Below are 16291 nucleotides of genomic sequence, written 5' to 3' on the forward strand. Positions count from 1 at the left end.
CATGTCCAGCGACCCCGCACTCTGGTCCCGCCGCCGGTTGCTGCGCACAGCAGGCATCGCCGGTCTCGGCCTCGGTGTGGCCCCCGCGGCGCTCGCCGCCTGCGGCGCCGGTGGCGACACCGGCAGCGGCGCAACCACCTCGGTCCGGGTCGCGCTGGGCTGGATCACCAACGTCGAGTTCGCCGGCTTCTGGATCGCCGACGACCGCGGCTACTACACGCAGGAAGGCCTCGACGTGGAGTTCCTGCCCGGCGGCCCGAACGCGCCGGACCCCACGCAGACCCTCGCCGCGCGGGGCGCCGAGATCGCCATCCCGGTGGCGCTGCAGGCGTTCCTCTCGGCCGTCAACCAGGGCAACGACTTCGTCGCCTACGGGACGATGTTCCAGAACGCGCCGTCGGCGCTGCTGTCGATGGCGCGCAAGCCGGTACGTACCGCGCAGGACATCGTGGGCGCCCGGGTACTCGGGCAGCAGGGGGTGCAGCCCTACATCGACGCGGCGATGCGGCTGGCCGGCGTGCCCGTCGAGTACCAGTTCATCCCCGTCGGCTACGAGCCGAGCCCGCTGGTAGACGGTCAGGGCGACGTCTACACCTGCTTCGCCACCAACCAGCCGATCACGCTCGAACAGCAGGGCCTGGTGCAGGATCGCGACTTCATCGTCACCACCTACCAGCAGCTCGGGCTGGAGCAGTACGCCAGCGTGCTCTGCAGCGAGCGGTCCTGGCTCGAAGCCAACCGGCCGACGGTCGAGAAGTTCATGCGCGCGACGATCCGCGGCTGGCAGGACAACGCGGCCGACCCGTCGGTCGCGGCGCACCTCGCGGTGGAGAAGTACGGTGCGGATCTCGGCCTCGACCTCGCCCAGCAGACCAGGGAGAACGAGTTGCAGATCCCCTACACCGAGAGCGACCTCACGAAAGCGAGCGGGCTGTTCCGGATCGACCCGGCCCGCCTCTCCGGCCCGATGTACACGGCGTACACGGCGGCCGGGGTGACCCCGCTGCCCGACGCCGCGAAGATCGTCGACACCGCGGTGCTGGACAACGTCTTCCAGGGCAAGGCCACCGTCTGATGGTCCGTGACCTCGCCCGCCTGCCGAAGGCCCACCTGCACCTGCACCTCGAGGGCGCGATGCGCCCGTCCACGCTCGCCGATCTGGCCGCCGCGGCCGGTGTGCCGGTCCCGCCGGTGCGGGGCTACACCTCGTTCGCCGAGTTCGGCCTGCAGTACCGGGCGGCATCGGCGCTGATCACCACGGAGGAGCACCTGCGGCGCGTGGTGCGCGAGGTCGTCGACGACGCCGCCGACGACGGCGCGCTGTGGGTGGAACCGCACTTCTACCCGCCGCGCTACACCGGGCAGCTCGGCACCTCCGAGGACGTGCTCGAGATCGTCCTCGACGAGGGACGGCGCGCCGCGGCGGCCCGCGGGATCGGCTGCGGCTGGATCGTCTCGGCGCTACGGGACTTCGACCCCGCCCAGGCCGTCGAGCTGGCGAAGCTGGCCGCCCGGTACGCGGGCGCCGGCGTCGTGTCCTTCGGGCTGGCCGCCGACGAAGCGCTGTTCGGGCCGGAGCCGTTCGCGGAGGCGTTCGGGATCGCCCGCGACGCCGGGCTGATCTCCGCGCCCCACGCGGGCGAGCTGGCGGGGCCGGCCAGCGTCTACGGCGCGCTCGACGCGCTCGGCGCGCGGCGCATCTGCCACGGCGTCCGCGCGGTCGAGGACCCCGCGCTGGTGGAGCGGCTCGCCACCGACGGGATCGTGCTCGACGTCTGCCCGACCTCCAACGTCATGCTCGCCGTCGTGCCGTCCTTCGAGGAGCACCCGCTCGTCCGGCTGCTCGATGCGGGCGTCCGCTGCACCCTCAACGGCGACGACCCGCTCCTGTTCGGCCCCGGGCTGCTCGCGGAGTACGAGCTCGTGCGCCACACGATGGGGCTGTCCGACGAACGGCTGGCACAGCTCGCGCACTCGTCGCTGGTGGGCTCGGGCGCCCCGGCGGAGTTGGTGGCCGACGGTGTGGAGCTCGTCGAGGAGTGGCTGACGACCCCGGCGTGACGGCCCTGCTCACGTCCGACGTGAGCAGGGCGCCCGCCGAGGTCCGGCCGGTTCAGCGAGCAGCGTTCTTCACGAACCCGGTCTCCGCGTCGCGCAGCGAGGTGTCGCCCCCGTGCCAGCCGCCGCGGACGTGGCGGCGCACGGTGTGGTCGTCGGTGGCGCGCGCGGCGGAATGCCAGAGGTAGGCGTCGTGCAGGATCACGTCGCCGCGCTCGGCGTAGACCGGGAGCTCTCCGCGGATCTTCTCGAAGCCCAGCGGCATCGGCGCCGGCGGCGGGGTGTCGGTGTAGCCGCGCGCGGCGGGCGCCCCCTCGGGCACGGCCACGTTGTTGATGTTCTCGAACGGCGACGCGGTGGCCCAGAGATGGCTGCCGGGAACCACGCGGAGGAACCCGTTGGCCGGGCTGGTGCCGTCGATGTGGATCGTGAACGCGGTGCCCGGCCAGATGTCGAGATGCGGGACGGCCTGCCAGTCCGCGTGCCAGCCGATGCGGGTGTAGCCGGACTCCCGGCCCGGCCGGGCGTCCTGGTAGACCACGCCGCCGCGCCCCGGCCAGTAGTCCGGGCCGAGGATCCGCGTCACCAGTTCCACGAGCGCCGGGGTGGCCAGCGCCGCGCCGATCGTCGGGGCGAGCTCCTCCACGCGCTCCACGTAGTTGACGAAGTGCTCGGCCTTGGTCTCGTCGTCGAGGTACTTCCGCGAGCCGTGCCGGGCGTCGAGCTCACCGTCGAGCACGCCCTGCTGGGCGGCCACGCACTCCGCCTCCATCGCGTCGAGCGCGCTCTCGTCCACCAGGTCGCGCAGCACCACGAAGCCCCAACGGTCGTAGAAGGCCTTCGCCGCGTCGCAGCCGTCGGCGGGGGTGAACACGCCGATGTCGGTGAATGCGGTCAGGTCCGGAACGGTCACGTCGACTCCTCTGTATGAACCGGTCGGTTCAACCAGTGTGAACGACGACGGCCCGAGTCCGCGTTACGTTCCGGTGAAGGGGTCGAGCGGCCTACGCGCCGGCGCCCGCGGCCAGCGCGTCGGCCAGGAAGCGCAACTCGCGGTGCATCGTGTCCTGACCGTCCTCGGCGTGCCGGGCCACCGAGTGCCGGTAGCTCACCGCCGAGGCCAGCAGGTGCGCGGCGCTGTCCACATCGGCGGCGGCACACCCACTCGGTCGCGCCGCCGCGACGACGGCGCGGATCTGCTCCACCAGACGGGCGAAGCGCGTACGGAGTGCGTCGAGCACGGCGGGATGGGTGTCCGCCTCCCGCCAGAGCAGGTGCGAGAGCATCGCCGACGAGTCCAGGGTGCGGTCGAGGACATCGACCAGGCGGTGCAGGCTCGCCGCGACGTCGCCGGGCACCACCACGTTCGCCGGGTCGAGGTGTTCCTCGGGCAGCCGCTCGACCAGCGCCGTCAGCAGGTCCGGCTTCCGCTTGAAGTAGTAGTGCACCAGGCCCTTCGGCACACCAGCCCGCTCCGCGATCCGCGACGTGGGCGTGGCGTCGAAGCCCCGGTCGGCGAACAGTTCCTCCGCCGCGGCCAGGATCCGGTCGCGCGCACCCGGCTCGGTCATGTCGCACTCACCACCCGTCCATCCCGACGCCCATCCTGACGCGCAGCACGGCCGTGGCCAACCGGGCCACGGCCGTGCTGTGGATCGATCTTCCTGCTACCGGTTCAGTGCTGTCCGGCCAGCCCCCGGTGCTCCGCGTTGGCGGCCGGCAGGGCGGCGAGCCCCACGGCGACCGTCAGCACGCCGGCGACCCAGGACGTCCAGGACGCCCCGTCCAGGGCGCTGTAGCCCAGCACCCACGGCGAGATGAACAACAGCACGCCGAGCACCGCGTGCACGTACTCACTGGCCACCGAACCCGGCTGCGCCAGCGACCAGAGCGCGGTGCCGGCGATCACCACTCCGAACACGATGAGCGTCCACAACGCGGTGGCGTCAGTGCTCACCACGATCGGCGACAGGAGCGTCAGCACGCCGATCACGAGCGCTGCCCAGTCCTGCCACCGGTGCCATGACCTTGCGGTCATCGCGATCACCCTTCCCTCGTGGAGATGAGATCCAATGACTTGATGTTGCGCCTGACTGGCCGCCCGGTCAAGTTCACGGACGAGGATCCGGCAGAGACCTCCGCCACACCCGTCAGCGCTGGTAGGCGTGCCGGAACTGGATGCTGATGCGCGGCCCGGTCAGACGCGTCTTGGGCACGGAGTGCTGCCACGTGCGCTGGCAGGAGCCGCCCATCACGAGAAGATCACCCGGCCCGGGGAGGTACCCGATCGACGCGCCTCCACCAGTGGGACGCAGCCGGAACGGGCGGACCGCACCGAGCGAGACCAGGGCGACGATCGCCTCCGGAAGATCCCGGGCGACCCGATCACCATGCCAGGCGACACTGTCGGAACCGCCCCGGTAGAGGTTGACGCCCACCTGCGTGAACGCGACGCCGTACCGCTCGCTCAACACCCGCGCCATCTCGCACAGCTCCGCGGGCGGGGCAGGTCCGTCATCGAGGCGCCAGCGATGGGTGAGGCGCGGCTCCGGCACGATCCGGTCGTACATCCGCACGTCCCGGCCGGACCACGGCGTGGCGTCGAGGAGGTGGGCGAAGAGCCCGTCGGCGCCACGACACCAGCCGGGCCCGTGGTCGACCCACGCCCCCTCCCCCAGCCCACGGCGTCGGACCTCGGAGAAGGCCGCGTCGATCTCGACGCCGTCAGCGGCGGCGTCGAGCAGCGACGGCTGCCAGGCGAGGTCGAAGGGCGACACGCAGGCGACGCTACCTCGAATCGAACATCAGTTCGATCTCGATCACGCGGAGAGGTGCTATCGGCGGACCTCGTTGAGGTAGTTGTAGATCGTGTACCGGGTGACGGCCAGCTCGGCGGCGAGGCTGTCGACCGCGTCCTTGATCAGGAAGTAGCCCGCCTCGTCCAGCTCCTGCACCACGGCTGCCTTGTGGCTCTTCTTCATCAGCTCCACCGGGACCCCGGTGCGGTCGATGGCGTGATCCACCAGGAACCGCTGCAGGCTGTCGACGTCCGGGGGGAACGACTCACGCCGTTCCCCGTCGCGCGTGGCGCCCACCGTGGCCGGCCGTTCGCTGTTGATGCACAGGCAGCCCACCGCGACCCCGTTCTCGTCGCGCAGGAACATCGTGGACGACCGGATCGGCCGCCCGTCCGGTCCGTGCGTCTCGTAGTCGGTGAGGTCGTGCGTGGTGCCGCGGCGCACCAGGCCGAGCAGCAGGTCGGTGATCGGGCCGCCCGGAGTGCGGCCGGTCAGGTCGCCGGCCACCGCGATGATCGAGTCGGGCAGCCGGGACAGGTCGTGCAGCACCACCTCCGTGCCCGGGCCGAGCATCGTGGCCAGGCCGGAGACCGCAGGCACCAGCGCGGCGAGCAGGGCGTGTGACGCCTCGGCAGGTGGGTCGGCCGGGAAGCGGGATCCCGGGGGTGCCAGCCGGGTGAGACGGGCCAGCGCCACGCGGACGTGTTCGGCGGCCGAGGCGGGGGTGGAGGCGTGCGGTGACAGCCGGACGTGCTCGGGGCGGACGGTCGCGGCGAGCCCCTCGGCGGCCAGCGCGGCGCCGACCTGCTCGGCCGGATGCCCGGGCAGCTCGAAGGCCAGGATCCCGGCCCGCCGCCCCGTGGAGGAGACGATCCGGGCGCCCACCGACCGCAGGGCCTCCTCCAGCTCCCCCACCCGCTCCCGGATCCGGGCCTCGACCGCCGGCACGCCGACGTCCTCCACCAGTTCGAGGGCCGCGGCGAAGGCTCCCGAGGTGACCGGGCTGAGGTTGCTGATCGACCAGGCAGCGGCGGTGCGGGCAGGCGGGTGGATCTCGTCGTCGAACAGCCCCGGGTCGCGGGCTCCGGTCCAGCCCGACAGCACCTGGTCCATCCGCTCCAGCGCCCGGTCCGACAGCACGGCGAAGCCGGTGCCCCACCCGGCACGAAGCCATTTCTGCCCGCCGACCACGAGCACGTCGGCCACCTCCCACGGCGCGTCGACGACACCGAACCCCTGGATGCCGTCGACCACGAGCAGCCGGTCGCCCGCCACGTCCCGGATCGCGGCGAGATCCGCCAGGTACCCGGTGCGGAAGTCGACCGCGCTCACGGAGACCACGGTGATGTCGTCGGTGAGTGCGGCCGCGACCGCGTCGGCGGTGACGTGTCCGCCCGGCGGGGACAGCGGACGCACGCGCGCGCGACCCACCTGCTCGGCGCGCGCCCAGGGGTAGGTGTTGGACGGGAACTCCGCCACCGGCACGAGGACCTCGCCGCCCGGCGCGTGGAACGCCGCCTGGAAGAGGCCCGTGCTGGTGTTGGGCACGAGCACGACGTGGTCGGTGTCGCTGCCGCACATCCGGGCCGCGGCCGCCTTCGCGCGCACCTCCTGTCGCATCAGCTCGTCCACCGTGGTGGGGCCGGCCTTCGTCGACAGCTCCAGCAGATGCGCCGTGGTGTCGAGAACCGCGTGCGACGGGGGCCCGAACCGCGCGAAGTCGAGGTACCCGGCCGGCTCGTCGAACTGGGCGAGGTAGCGGGGCGAGAGCCGGGCGACCGGCAGCGTGCCCGTCACAGGACCCGGGCCAGGAACTGCCGGGTGCGCTCGTGCTGCGGCGCAGCCAGCACCTGGCTCGGCGGCCCGGTCTCGACCACGGCTCCGTCGACCATGAACACCACCTCGTCGGCGACCTCTCTGGCGAAGCCCATCTCGTGGGTCACGACGATCATCGTCATGTCCTCGGCGGCCAACGCCCGCATCACCTCCAGCACCTCCCCGACAAGCTCGGGGTCGAGCGCCGAGGTGGGCTCGTCGAAGAGCATCAGCTTGGGCTTCATCGCCAGCGACCTCGCGATGGCCACCCGCTGCTGCTGCCCGCCCGAGAGCTGCCCGGGGTAGGCGTCCGCCCGGTGCGCGAGGCCCACCCGGTCGAGCAGGGCGAGCGCCTCCCGCCGGGCGTCGCCAGGAGCCGTGCCGAGAACCCGGATGGGTCCTTCCGCCACGTTCTCGAGGACGGTGCGGTGGGCGAACAGGTTGAACCGCTGGAACACCATGCCGATGTGCCTGCGCTGCTTGGCCACCTCGCGTTCGGGCAGCTCGTAGAGCTTGCCGTGACGCAGCCGGAAGCCGATCGGCTCGCCGTCCACCCAGACCTGGCCGCCGTCGATCGTCTCGAGGTGGTTGATGCACCGCAGGAAGGTGCTCTTGCCCGCGCCGGACGGGCCGAGCAGGCAGACCACCTTCCCCTTGGACACGGTCAGGTCGATCCCGCGCAGCACCTCCGTGTCGCCGAACCGCTTGCGCACGCCCACGGCGCGCAGCAGCGGTGGCTGTTGGAGCACGGCGTCAGACATCCCGGCTCCTCACCGTCGGTGCGGTGCGCAGGGCCCGGGCGGCCCGGGACCACGGACCGCTCGCCGAGCCGGTGCGGTCGGCCGCGCCGAACGCGCGCTCCAGGTAGTGCTGGCCGACGCCGGCGACCGTGACCACGACCATGTACCAGATCGCGGCGGCCAGCAGCGTCTCCATCACCAGCAGGTTGTTGGACGAGATGTTGTTGGCCGCGTGGATCAGCTCGGTGACCCCGATGACGGACGCGATCGACGTGCCCTTGAGCATGTTGATGAAGTCGTTGCCGGTGGGCGGGATGATCACCCGCATGGCCTGGGGCAGCACCACCCGGCGCAGCGTCAGCAGTGGGCCCATCCCGATCGACTTCGCCGCCTCGGCCTGGCCCGGATCCACGCTGTTGAGCCCGGCGCGGACGATCTCGGCCATGTAGGCGCTCTCGTTCAGCGCCAGGCCGAGCAGCGCCGCGACGAACGCGGTGACCAGCACGTTGGTCTGCTCGTGCAGCAGGTAGCCGCCGAACGGCAGCGGGATCGAGATGTAGGTGAAGACCAGCGCGAGGTTGTACCAGATCAGGATCTGGAGCAGCACCGGAAGACCGCGGAAGAGCCAGATGTAGGCCGCGGCGAACCAGCGGGCCACGGGGTTGACCGACCGCCGCATCAGGGCGATCACGACACCGATCACGATCGCCGAGCCCTGGGCGACCACCGCGAGCACCACGGTGTTCAGCAGGCCGACCAGGATCACCCGGTACCAGAGGAACTCCGGCACCGACCCGTACTGGACCTGAGCCTGGGCCAGCGCGACCCCGAGCAGGGCGAGCAGACCGAGGACGACGACGCCACTGACCCAGCGCCCCCAGTGCCGGAGCCGGACGATCGGCAGTTCGCCGCCGACCGCGAGCGCGCGGCCGTCCTGCACGTCAGCTTCCGCCATTGACGCCCACCTGCGCGACGGCTCCCTGCTGGACGCCCCAGGCGTCGAGGATCTTGGCGTAGGTGCCGTCGGCCACCAGTGACTGGAGCGCACCGCGGACCGCCTCGGTGAGCGGGGCGTTGGTCTTGTTCACGCCGATCCCGTACGGGCCGCCGTTGATCGGCTCCCCGGGGACGACCTCGAAGAACTCCCCGTCGCCCGCGGTGCGCGAGATGTAGACCGCGCTGGGAAGGTCGTTGAGGATGGCCGCGACCCGGCCGGTGCGGAGCTGGTTCTGGTTCTGCGTGTCGCTGTCGGTGGCGGTGATCGTGATCGGCCCCGTGCCGGCCTGGACGCACTTCGCACTCTGCTCGGTGGCGAACTCCTGGTGGCTCGTGCCCTGCACCACCGCGACGGCCTTGCCGCACAGGGTGTCCGGGCCCGTGACGCCGTCCGGGTTGCCCTTCTTGACCATGATCGTGATGCCCGACGTGAAGTAGTCCACGAAGTCGATCTGCTTCTGACGCTCGGCGGTGTCGTTCATCGCGGCCATCGTGAGGTCCACCCGGCCGGACTGGAGGCTCGTGATGAGGGAGCCGAACGCCATGTCCTGGTAGGCGACGGTGACCCCCAGCTTCGCCGCGACGGCCTTCGCGAGATCGACCTCGTAACCGATGGGGGTGGTGCCGTCGGCCGCGTAGAAGTTGTTGGGCGCCGACTGGAGGTTCGAGCCGATCGTCAGCTTGCCCGCCTGCGCGATCGCGGGCGGCAAGGTGGCGGCGAGCTGCGCGTCCTTCTGGACCCCCGCCAGCACCGAGGACGTGTCGGGGACGGCGCCACCCCCCGCGGGAGCGGCTGCCGGCGCGCCCGCCCCGTCGTCCGTGCCACCCCCGCACGCGGCGACGGCGATGGTCATGAGCCCGGCGATCGCGGCGAGTCGCCAGCCGCCAGGCCGCGTTCGGCCCGTGGAGCTCTGCTGCAGGACGGACACGGGTACCTCCACGAGCTGGGGAGCGGGCGCGATGGAGGCAGACGGTACAACTGCCCGTTGAAGAGGTCAACAGACTGTTGAAGCCCTCCCGAGGTTGTCGGACCCTGCGGTTACGGTCCCGCTCGTGACGATCACCGGCCATCGCGCCGCCTACGGGCTCGCCACCGAGTTCGATCCGTTCCGCCACATCGAGGCCGACACCCTCGCCCTCGCCGACGCCGCAGAGGGGCACCTCGCCTCCCCCGTGCCGGGCTGTCCGGACTGGTCGGTTGCCGACCTGGTCTGGCACCTGCTCGAGGTGCAGCACTTCTGGGGGGCGATCGTCGCCGGCCGCGTGCAGGATCCGGCCACGGTGCCCGACCCGGTGCGCCCGGAGGACGACGGGCTGGTCCCGGGACTGCGGGCCGGCGTCGCCGGGCTCGTCGAGTCACTGCGCGGCGCCGAGCCAGGGGAGCCGGTCTACACCTGGGCCGCCCGGCGCGACGCGGGGTTCGTGGTGCGCCATCAGGTGCAGGAGGCCGCCGTCCACCGGTGGGACGCCGAACGGGCCACCGGCCGGGAGAGCCCTCTCGACGCCGCGGCGGCCACCGATGCCGTGGAGGAGTTCCTCGAGGTCAGCACGCCGTTCCGGGCCGACGACGCGGCGCCCGTCGGCGGCACGCTGCACCTGGTCGCGGTCGACACCGGGTTCCGGTGGCAGGCCGGGGAGGACCACGAGGGTGCAGCGCGCTGGCAACGGCTGGGCGGCGCGGACACCGACGGCGGAGGCGCGGACGCCGTGGTCCGGGCAACCGCCTCCGACCTGCTGCTCTACCTCTACCGACGCCGTCCGGCCGGCGCCCTGGAGGTCACCGGCGACCTGGCGGTTGCCGAGCGGTTCGCGCTGCGCACCGGCACCGACTGACGCCGGTGACCTGATGCCCCATGACGCCGCGTCGCCGGCACGCAGGGGCGTGCCGGCGACGCGGGGATCTCGATCAGCAGGGGATCGTCAGTGCGGGATCGTCAGGAGCGGAGCCCTCCGTGGTCGTGAGCCAGCCCGCCACCGCCCACGGTCGCGCCGGTCGGCCCGCTCGGCGCCGCGGGCGCGGCGCCCGTGATCAGCGCCGGGTCGGACGCCAGCGTGAAGGTCGAGTACGCGATGGCGTCGGCGTGCTCGTCCAGCGCGGTGTCGTTGATGTTGGCGATGGTGTCGCAGGCCTGGTGGTAGCAGGGGTCGTACGCCGCCCCGGCCGTGCCGCCGTAGGTGGCCGCCTGCTCCGGGGTCTTCAGGCCCTCCGCACCGGTGAACAGCCCGCCTGCGGGGATCCCGGCGGCGATGAACGGCCCGTAGTCCGAGCGCCCGTCGAAGTCGGTGCCCTCGCTGGCGAGGCCGCGGTCGGCGAAGAACTTCTCGAACACGTCCTCGATCGCCGCGGATCCGGCCGGTCCGGGGCCCGCGCCCACGGCGTCGGAGTTGTCGCCGTCGTAGACGAAGCGTACGAAGTTGGGCGAGCCCACCATGTCGAAGTTCAGGTAGCCCGCGATCCGGGCCCGCTCGGGCTGCGGCAGCGACGCCACGTAGTGCTCCGACCCGAGCAGTCCGAGCTCCTCGGCTCCCCACCAGGCGAACCGCACGGTGGCGGTCGGCTTGGCCTTCCCCATGAGGGTGGCCACCTCGAGGATCGAGGCGCTGCCGCTGCCGTTGTCGTTGATCCCCGGGCCTTCCGGCACCGAGTCGAGGTGTGCGCCGACCATCAGCACGGTGTCGCCGCCGCCCTTGGCGGTCTCGGCGAACACGTTGGTGGTGGTGCGGTTCTCGCTGATCGCGTCCACCTGCAGGTTCACCGTGGCGTTCTGCAGCGACTCACCGAGCGCGAACGTCGTGCCCACCACCGGGATGGCGAGCGGCGCCCCGAGCGTGCCCTCGAGGACCTCGGTGCGGTCGGGGGCGTTGCCTTCGTTCATGATCACCGCGCCCGCCGCGCCTGCCGCCGCGGCGTTGGTGGCCTTCACACCGAAGTCGCACGTCCCGCGCTGGAGCAACGCGATCCCGCCGGCGGGGAACCCGGCGAAGTCGGCCGCCTCACAGCCGCTCGTGGAGCCGCCGACCGAGGGCAGCAACAGGTCCACCGGCACCGCGGTGCCGGTCACGTCGCCGCTGCCGGAGAACGTCATCGTGGTGAAGTCGGTGCCCTCGGCGTAGGCGGCCTCCGCGGGCGCGGTCTGCGCGAACGCGGCGCTGTTGAGCTGGAAGAAGGGGAACTCGAAGTCCTGGGTGGTGACGGTCAGCCCGGCCTCGCGCGCCTGGTCGGCCACGTACTGCACCGACGCGTCATAGCCGTCGGTGCCGGAGGCACGGGTGCCGTCGTGGGCGTCGGCGATGTCCTGGAACGCCTGCAGGTGGGCACGCACACCCTCCACGGTGACGCACTCGAGGAGCTTCTCCACGGAGTCGTTGGTGCGGTTGTCGCATCCGGCCGGTGCCGCGGACGCCGGCGCGGCGGTGAGCACGGAGCCGGCGAGGGCGAGGAGCCCGGCTGTGGATGCGGCGACGACCCGTGATCGACGGGGTCGCGTGGCTGCGGTCATGTATGGCGCTCCACGTTTCGTCACGGTGACCCCTGTTGTGGGGGTCACTCCGATGGAGGAGAATGCGATCTTTGTCACGCAGAGTCAAGTGCTGGATCCGCTTGGTACTCATGTGCTACCAACGCTCCCGGTCGGGTCAGACCGGGAGCAGGCCCTCCACCACATCGGCGAGCTGCGCGGCCGTGCGGCACTCGTGCATCGGCAGCACGTCCGCGTAGCGCAGAGCGGCGGAGTCGCCGGCGCCCCACTGGCGGCGCGGCTCCGGGTTGAGCCAGTGCGCATGCCGCGCCCGGCCCACCAGTCGTCCGAGCACGGCGAGGTTGGGGTCGCGGTAGTTGGTGCGCGCGTCCCCGAGCACCAGCAGCGAGGTCTTCGACGTCACCGCGTCGCCCCAGTGCTCGGCGAAGCTGCCGAAGGAGCCGCCGTAGTCGCTGTGGCCGTCGAATGCGACGAGGTCGGCCTCCCGCAGCACCCGCTGCATCACCCCGGACAGCTCCGCCCCGGGGTCGAACAAGTGGGTCACCTCATCGGCACGCTCGACGAACGCGAACACCCGCACCTTGCTGAACTGCTCGCGCAGGGCCTGCACCAGCAGCAGCGTGAAGTGGCTGAACCCGGCCACCGAACCGGAGACGTCACAGAGCACCACCAGCTCCGGGCGACCCGGACGGCGCTTGCGATAGGCCGGGCGCATCGGCACGCCGCCGGTGGACATCGAGCGGCGCAGCGTCCGGCGCATGTCGAGCGTGCCGCGCCTGGCGTGCTTGCGGCGCACGGCCAGCCGGGACGCGAGCCTGCGGGCGAGCGGGTGCACGGTGCGGCGAAGCTGCGCGAGCTGCTCGGCGTGGGCGGAGAGGAACTCCACCTGCTCGGCCTGCTTCGGCACGGCCGTCTTCGCCACCTGGTCACGTCCGCGCTGCTCGGCGGTCCGCCGCCGCACCTCGTCGGTGACCATCTTCCGGAACGCGGCGATGCGGTCGCGGATCTCGCGGCGCCGCACCTCGTCGGAGAACGCGTCCCCCTCGGTGCCGCGCGCCCTCAGCTCGTCCAGGATCCGGGCCAGCAGCGTCTCGGGTGAGAGCACCCGCAGCGCCTGGTAGGCCGACCAGCTGGGCTGGCCGCCCGCCCCCCGCACTCCGGTGCCGGACGCGCCCGAGCGCCCGAGCGCGTCGACCACGGCGCGCGCCAGCTCGGCGAGCGCCGCGGTGTCGCCGTCGCGCAGCAGGTCGGCGAGGATGTCCCGCAGCGCGTCGACGTCCACCGGTCCGTCGGCGGTGTCATCCACGCGGGGGACCTCGACCTCCGCGGACCCCACCCCCAGCGCCGCCGGGAAGTACAGCTCGAAGAGCGTGTCGAACACCTGTCGCTGACCGGAGCGGCGCAGCAGCGCGGCGGCGAGCCCTTCCCGGACGTGCTCTCGGTGGATCAGGTCGAGAACACCGAGCACGCGTGCGGCGTCCACGGTCTCCCCCGGCCCGACGGACACGCCGTGGCGGCGCAGCGCGGTGACGAACTCGACGAGGTGCCCGGGCAGGCCGTGCTCCGAGCCGATGCTCACCGCGGTGTCCACCACCCCATGATTACCGCCGATCAGTTCAAGCGCAGCTCCGCAGCGGCCTTCACCGCGTCGGACTGGTGTTTCAGCACCACGCCGAGCGTGGCGCGCACGGTGTCGTCGTCGAGGGTGTCGAGCCCCAGCGCGAGCAGGGTGCGGCCCCAGTCGATCGTCTCCGCCACCGAGGGGGCCTTGCGCAGCTCCAGCCCGCGCAGCACGCGGACGGTGCGCACCAGGGCGTCCACCAGCGACTCGGCGAGCTCCGGGACACGGCTGAGCACGATGCGCCGTTCCAGGTCGGCGTCGGGGAAGTCGAGGTACAGGAAGAGGCAGCGGCGCTTCAGCGCCTCGGAGAGCTCACGCGTGGAGTTGGAGGTGAGCAGCGCGAACGGCCGCCGGGACGCGGTGATGGTGCCCATCTCGGGGACCGTGACCTGGAAGTCGGAGAGCACCTCCAGCAGCAGGCCCTCCACCTCGACGTCGGCCTTGTCCATCTCGTCGACGAGCAGCACGGTGGGCTCGGTGCGCCGGATCGCGGTGAGCAGCGGGCGCGGGAGCAGGAACTCCTCGGAGAAGACGTCGTCGCGGGTGTCGTCCCAGGACTCCCGCCCCTGACCGGCGGTGATGCGCAGCAACTGCTTGGCGTGGTTCCACTCGTAGAGCGCACGGGCCTCGTCGATGCCCTCGTAGCACTGCAGCCGCACGAGGCCCGCGCCGGTAGCCGCGGCCACGGACTTGGCCAGCTCGGTCTTCCCGACGCCCGCCGGCCCCTCCACGAGCAGCGGCTTGCCCAGCCGGTCGGCCAGGTACACGGTGGTGGCGACGGCCGTGGAGGCGAGGTAACCGACGCCTGCCAGCCGCTCGGCCACGTCCGCGACCGAGCCGAACAGCGGGGACTGGGGAGCACTCATCGACCTCATCCTGCCTTGCAGAACATCGCTTCGCCCAGCGCAGGTCGCGCCGCGCACAAGATCGCGGCGGCGCCCGCGAGTGGGCGCGAGTCAGGGCGCGAAGGCCCGCCGTACGGTCTCGGCCAGGATGCGACGGCGCTGCTCGTGGACGGCCTCGTCCTCGCTCCGGTCGGCGGTGTAGGTGAGGCTGGCGGGTCCCCAGGTGACGGAGAGGGCGACGACGAGCCGGTGGATCTCGGCCGCGTCGACCGACGCGGTGACGGAGCCCGCCTGCTGCGCCCGGGCCACGGCGCCGACCTTGTCCGCCTCGGCCTCCTCCAGGGAGGTGAAGAGGGCACCGCGGGGCGTGCGCTCCAGCCGGGCCCACGTGGCGAGGCGCACCAGTTCCGGCCGCTCGAGGTAGAAGTCGTAGAGGCCCACCGCGTAGCCGGGCAGATCGTTGCCGTCGCTGGGGACGGTGGCGACGAGCAGGTCGAGGTGCTCCTCGATCACGGCGTCGAAGAGCCCCTCCTTGCTGCCGAAGTAGGCGTACATCTGCGCCTTGTTCGCCTGCGCTTCAGCGGCGATCCGGTCCACCCGGGCGCCGGCGATCCCGTGAGTGGCGAACTCCGCGGTGGCCGCGTCGAGCAACCGGCGCCTGGTGGCCTGTCCGTCTCGCATGGGGGCCAGCCTAGCGAGCGAGGGGACAAACCAGTTAGTTGCTTACGGGAGCCGATGGCCGTACGGTCGAAGCAACCAACCAGTTTGTTTCTTCTGCCGAGTAGGGAACACGCACATGCGCCAGGTACAGGGGTTCGCGTCGCTGGAGCCCGGAACGCCGTTGCAGCCGTGGCGGTTCACCCGTCGCGACCTGCGAGCGGACGACGTCGCGATCGAGGTGACGTACTGCGGGGTGTGCCACAGCGATCTCCACGCCATCGACGCCGGTGGCCCACGGCCGCTCGTCCCCGGTCACGAGTTCGTCGGCCGGGTCGGCGCGGTCGGATCCGAGGTCAGCCGCTTCGCGGTCGGCGATCTGGTGGCCGTGGGCAACATCGTGGACTCCTGCGGAACCTGCCGCGCCTGTCGCGCCGGCCAGGAGAACTACTGCGAGGCGTTCCCCACCACCACGTACGGCGGCGTCGACCGCGTCGACGGGACGCCGACCCAGGGCGCCTACGCGAGCGAGTACGTCGCGCGGGACAAGTTCGTCCATCACCTCCCGCCGGAGCTCGACCCGGCAGGCGTCGCGCCCCTGATGTGCGCCGGGGTGACGGTGTGGGAACCGCTGCGCCGGTGGGCCGTCGGGCCGGGGAAGGACGTGGGGATCGTCGGGCTCGGTGGCCTCGGCCACCTGGCCGTGAAGCTCGCCAGGGCGCTGGGCGCGCGCGTCACGGTGTTCACCACCTCGCCGGGGAAGGAGGAGGCCGCCCGTGCCCTGGGCGTCGACGACGTCGTGCTGTCCCGCGACGAGGCGGCGATGGCCGCGGTGGCCGGACGCTACGACGTCATCCTCGACACGGCATCCGCCGCCCACGACCCCGCCCCGTACCTGCGGGCGCTGGCGATGGACGGCACCCTCTGTGTGCTGGGCATCCCGGAAGAGGGCTGGCACGTGGACGCGATGAGCCTGCTGGTGGGGCGCAAGTCGCTGGCCTCGGCCGGTAGCGGCGGCCTCCGTTCCACGCAGGAGTTGCTGGACTTCGCGGCCGAGCACCGCGTCACGGCCGACGTCGAGGTGCTGCCGGCGGACCAGGTCGAGATCGCCGTGAAGCGGCTGCGTGCGAACGACGTGCGCTACCGCTTCGTGCTGGACATGACCGGTTGGGCGCCCGTGCAGCCACGCGACTGAGGGTCTCGGGTCGCGACGCCGCGGGTGCCCCGGCCGGGTGGCGTCGGCGGCCGCCCGCCCGGCTGTCGGTGCTGTCGTCCACCATGG

Annotated in this window: 16 protein-coding genes; 4 read left to right on the forward strand and 12 right to left on the reverse strand. The window is 72.2% G+C overall.

Translation table 11 applies throughout. The features are described 5' to 3' along the window. Position 1: 1 nt before the first annotated feature. Together AC5L35_RS24200 and add are read left to right on the forward strand one after the other, a co-directional pair. Positions 2-1075 (forward strand): ABC transporter substrate-binding protein, encoded by a 1074-nt coding sequence (locus AC5L35_RS24200; protein WP_495061975.1) that lies wholly within the window; start codon positions 2-4, stop codon positions 1073-1075. Then, entirely contained in the window at positions 1075-2061 is a 987-nt protein-coding gene (gene add, locus AC5L35_RS24205; RefSeq protein WP_495061976.1) for an adenosine deaminase, read from the forward strand. The genes AC5L35_RS24200 and add overlap by 1 nt, the downstream gene beginning before the upstream one ends. Before the next feature lie 52 nt (positions 2062-2113). Here the strand turns inward: add and AC5L35_RS24210 are convergent, their stop codons facing one another. From AC5L35_RS24210 to AC5L35_RS24245, 8 genes are all read right to left on the reverse strand, one after another. After that, on the reverse strand, positions 2114-2971 hold the full coding sequence (locus AC5L35_RS24210) for a phytanoyl-CoA dioxygenase family protein (RefSeq protein ID WP_495061977.1): 858 nt from the start codon (positions 2969-2971) through the stop codon (positions 2114-2116). Positions 2972-3062: 91 nt separating this feature from the next. Then, positions 3063-3629 (reverse strand): TetR/AcrR family transcriptional regulator, encoded by a 567-nt coding sequence (locus AC5L35_RS24215; RefSeq protein WP_495061978.1) that lies wholly within the window; start codon positions 3627-3629, stop codon positions 3063-3065. A 104-nt stretch (positions 3630-3733) separates the two neighbouring features. Beyond that, positions 3734-4096 carry an SPW repeat protein gene (locus tag AC5L35_RS24220; RefSeq protein WP_495061979.1) on the reverse strand — a complete coding sequence of 121 codons (363 nt, stop codon included), beginning with the start codon at positions 4094-4096 and terminating at the stop codon, positions 3734-3736. Positions 4097-4208: 112 nt separating this feature from the next. Next, entirely contained in the window at positions 4209-4835 is a 627-nt protein-coding gene (locus AC5L35_RS24225) for an alpha-ketoglutarate-dependent dioxygenase AlkB (RefSeq protein WP_495061980.1), read from the reverse strand. 57 nt (positions 4836-4892) lie between these two features. After that, complete coding sequence (locus AC5L35_RS24230; protein WP_495061981.1) at positions 4893-6653, reverse strand: aminotransferase class V-fold PLP-dependent enzyme; 1761 nt, start codon at positions 6651-6653, stop codon at positions 4893-4895. Continuing rightward, positions 6650-7432, reverse strand: a complete 783-nt coding sequence (locus tag AC5L35_RS24235) for an amino acid ABC transporter ATP-binding protein (protein WP_495061982.1) — start codon at positions 7430-7432, stop codon at positions 6650-6652. The genes AC5L35_RS24230 and AC5L35_RS24235 overlap by 4 nt, the downstream gene beginning before the upstream one ends. Then, positions 7425-8366 carry an amino acid ABC transporter permease gene (locus AC5L35_RS24240; protein WP_495061983.1) on the reverse strand — a complete coding sequence of 314 codons (942 nt, stop codon included), beginning with the start codon at positions 8364-8366 and terminating at the stop codon, positions 7425-7427. The genes AC5L35_RS24235 and AC5L35_RS24240 overlap by 8 nt, the downstream gene beginning before the upstream one ends. Continuing rightward, positions 8353-9261, reverse strand: a complete 909-nt coding sequence (locus tag AC5L35_RS24245) for an ABC transporter substrate-binding protein (protein WP_495062156.1) — start codon at positions 9259-9261, stop codon at positions 8353-8355. Before AC5L35_RS24245 ends, AC5L35_RS24240 begins: the two co-directional genes overlap by 14 nt. 199 nt (positions 9262-9460) lie before the next feature. Between AC5L35_RS24245 and AC5L35_RS24250 the strand changes: the two genes are divergently transcribed. Further along, complete coding sequence (locus AC5L35_RS24250; RefSeq protein ID WP_495061984.1) at positions 9461-10240, forward strand: maleylpyruvate isomerase family mycothiol-dependent enzyme; 780 nt, start codon at positions 9461-9463, stop codon at positions 10238-10240. A 101-nt stretch (positions 10241-10341) separates the two neighbouring features. Here the strand turns inward: AC5L35_RS24250 and AC5L35_RS24255 are convergent, their stop codons facing one another. The 4 genes from AC5L35_RS24255 to AC5L35_RS24270 form a co-directional block, all read right to left on the reverse strand. After that, positions 10342-11907, reverse strand: a complete 1566-nt coding sequence (locus AC5L35_RS24255) for a M28 family metallopeptidase (RefSeq protein WP_495061985.1) — start codon at positions 11905-11907, stop codon at positions 10342-10344. Between the two features lie 136 nt (positions 11908-12043). Beyond that, positions 12044-13477: a vWA domain-containing protein gene (locus tag AC5L35_RS24260; RefSeq protein ID WP_495061986.1), complete on the reverse strand. Its 1434-nt coding sequence runs from the start codon at positions 13475-13477 to the stop codon at positions 12044-12046. Between the two features lie 20 nt (positions 13478-13497). Continuing rightward, the gene (locus AC5L35_RS24265) at positions 13498-14373 is read right to left on the reverse strand and encodes an AAA family ATPase (protein ID WP_495061987.1); all 876 of its coding nucleotides are present in this window, start codon (positions 14371-14373) and stop codon (positions 13498-13500) included. 90 nt (positions 14374-14463) lie between these two features. Then, complete coding sequence (locus AC5L35_RS24270) at positions 14464-15033, reverse strand: TetR/AcrR family transcriptional regulator (protein ID WP_495061988.1); 570 nt, start codon at positions 15031-15033, stop codon at positions 14464-14466. Positions 15034-15148: 115 nt separating this feature from the next. Here AC5L35_RS24270 and AC5L35_RS24275 point away from each other — a divergent pair, with 115 nt between their 5' ends. Beyond that, the gene (locus AC5L35_RS24275) at positions 15149-16204 is read left to right on the forward strand and encodes an NAD(P)-dependent alcohol dehydrogenase (RefSeq protein WP_495061989.1); all 1056 of its coding nucleotides are present in this window, start codon (positions 15149-15151) and stop codon (positions 16202-16204) included. Positions 16205-16291: the final 87 nt, after the last annotated feature.

This window comes from Pseudonocardia sp. OZ21 (genome assembly GCF_059359135.1).

Coding starts and splice junctions, on each gene's coding strand:
- AC5L35_RS24200 (WP_495061975.1), top strand. CDS start 2: ATGTCCAGCGACCCCGCACTCTGGTCCCGCCGCCGGTTGCTGCGCACA.
- add (WP_495061976.1), top strand. CDS start 1,075: ATGGTCCGTGACCTCGCCCGCCTGCCGAAGGCCCACCTGCACCTGCAC.
- AC5L35_RS24215 (WP_495061978.1), bottom strand. CDS start 3,629: ATGACCGAGCCGGGTGCGCGCGACCGGATCCTGGCCGCGGCGGAGGAA.
- AC5L35_RS24220 (WP_495061979.1), bottom strand. CDS start 4,096: ATGACCGCAAGGTCATGGCACCGGTGGCAGGACTGGGCAGCGCTCGTG.
- AC5L35_RS24235 (WP_495061982.1), bottom strand. CDS start 7,432: ATGTCTGACGCCGTGCTCCAACAGCCACCGCTGCTGCGCGCCGTGGGC.
- AC5L35_RS24240 (WP_495061983.1), bottom strand. CDS start 8,366: ATGGCGGAAGCTGACGTGCAGGACGGCCGCGCGCTCGCGGTCGGCGGC.
- AC5L35_RS24245 (WP_495062156.1), bottom strand. CDS start 9,261: ATGACCATCGCCGTCGCCGCGTGCGGGGGTGGCACGGACGACGGGGCG.
- AC5L35_RS24255 (WP_495061985.1), bottom strand. CDS start 11,907: ATGACCGCAGCCACGCGACCCCGTCGATCACGGGTCGTCGCCGCATCC.
- AC5L35_RS24265 (WP_495061987.1), bottom strand. CDS start 14,373: ATGAGTGCTCCCCAGTCCCCGCTGTTCGGCTCGGTCGCGGACGTGGCC.
- AC5L35_RS24270 (WP_495061988.1), bottom strand. CDS start 15,033: ATGCGAGACGGACAGGCCACCAGGCGCCGGTTGCTCGACGCGGCCACC.
- AC5L35_RS24275 (WP_495061989.1), top strand. CDS start 15,149: ATGCGCCAGGTACAGGGGTTCGCGTCGCTGGAGCCCGGAACGCCGTTG.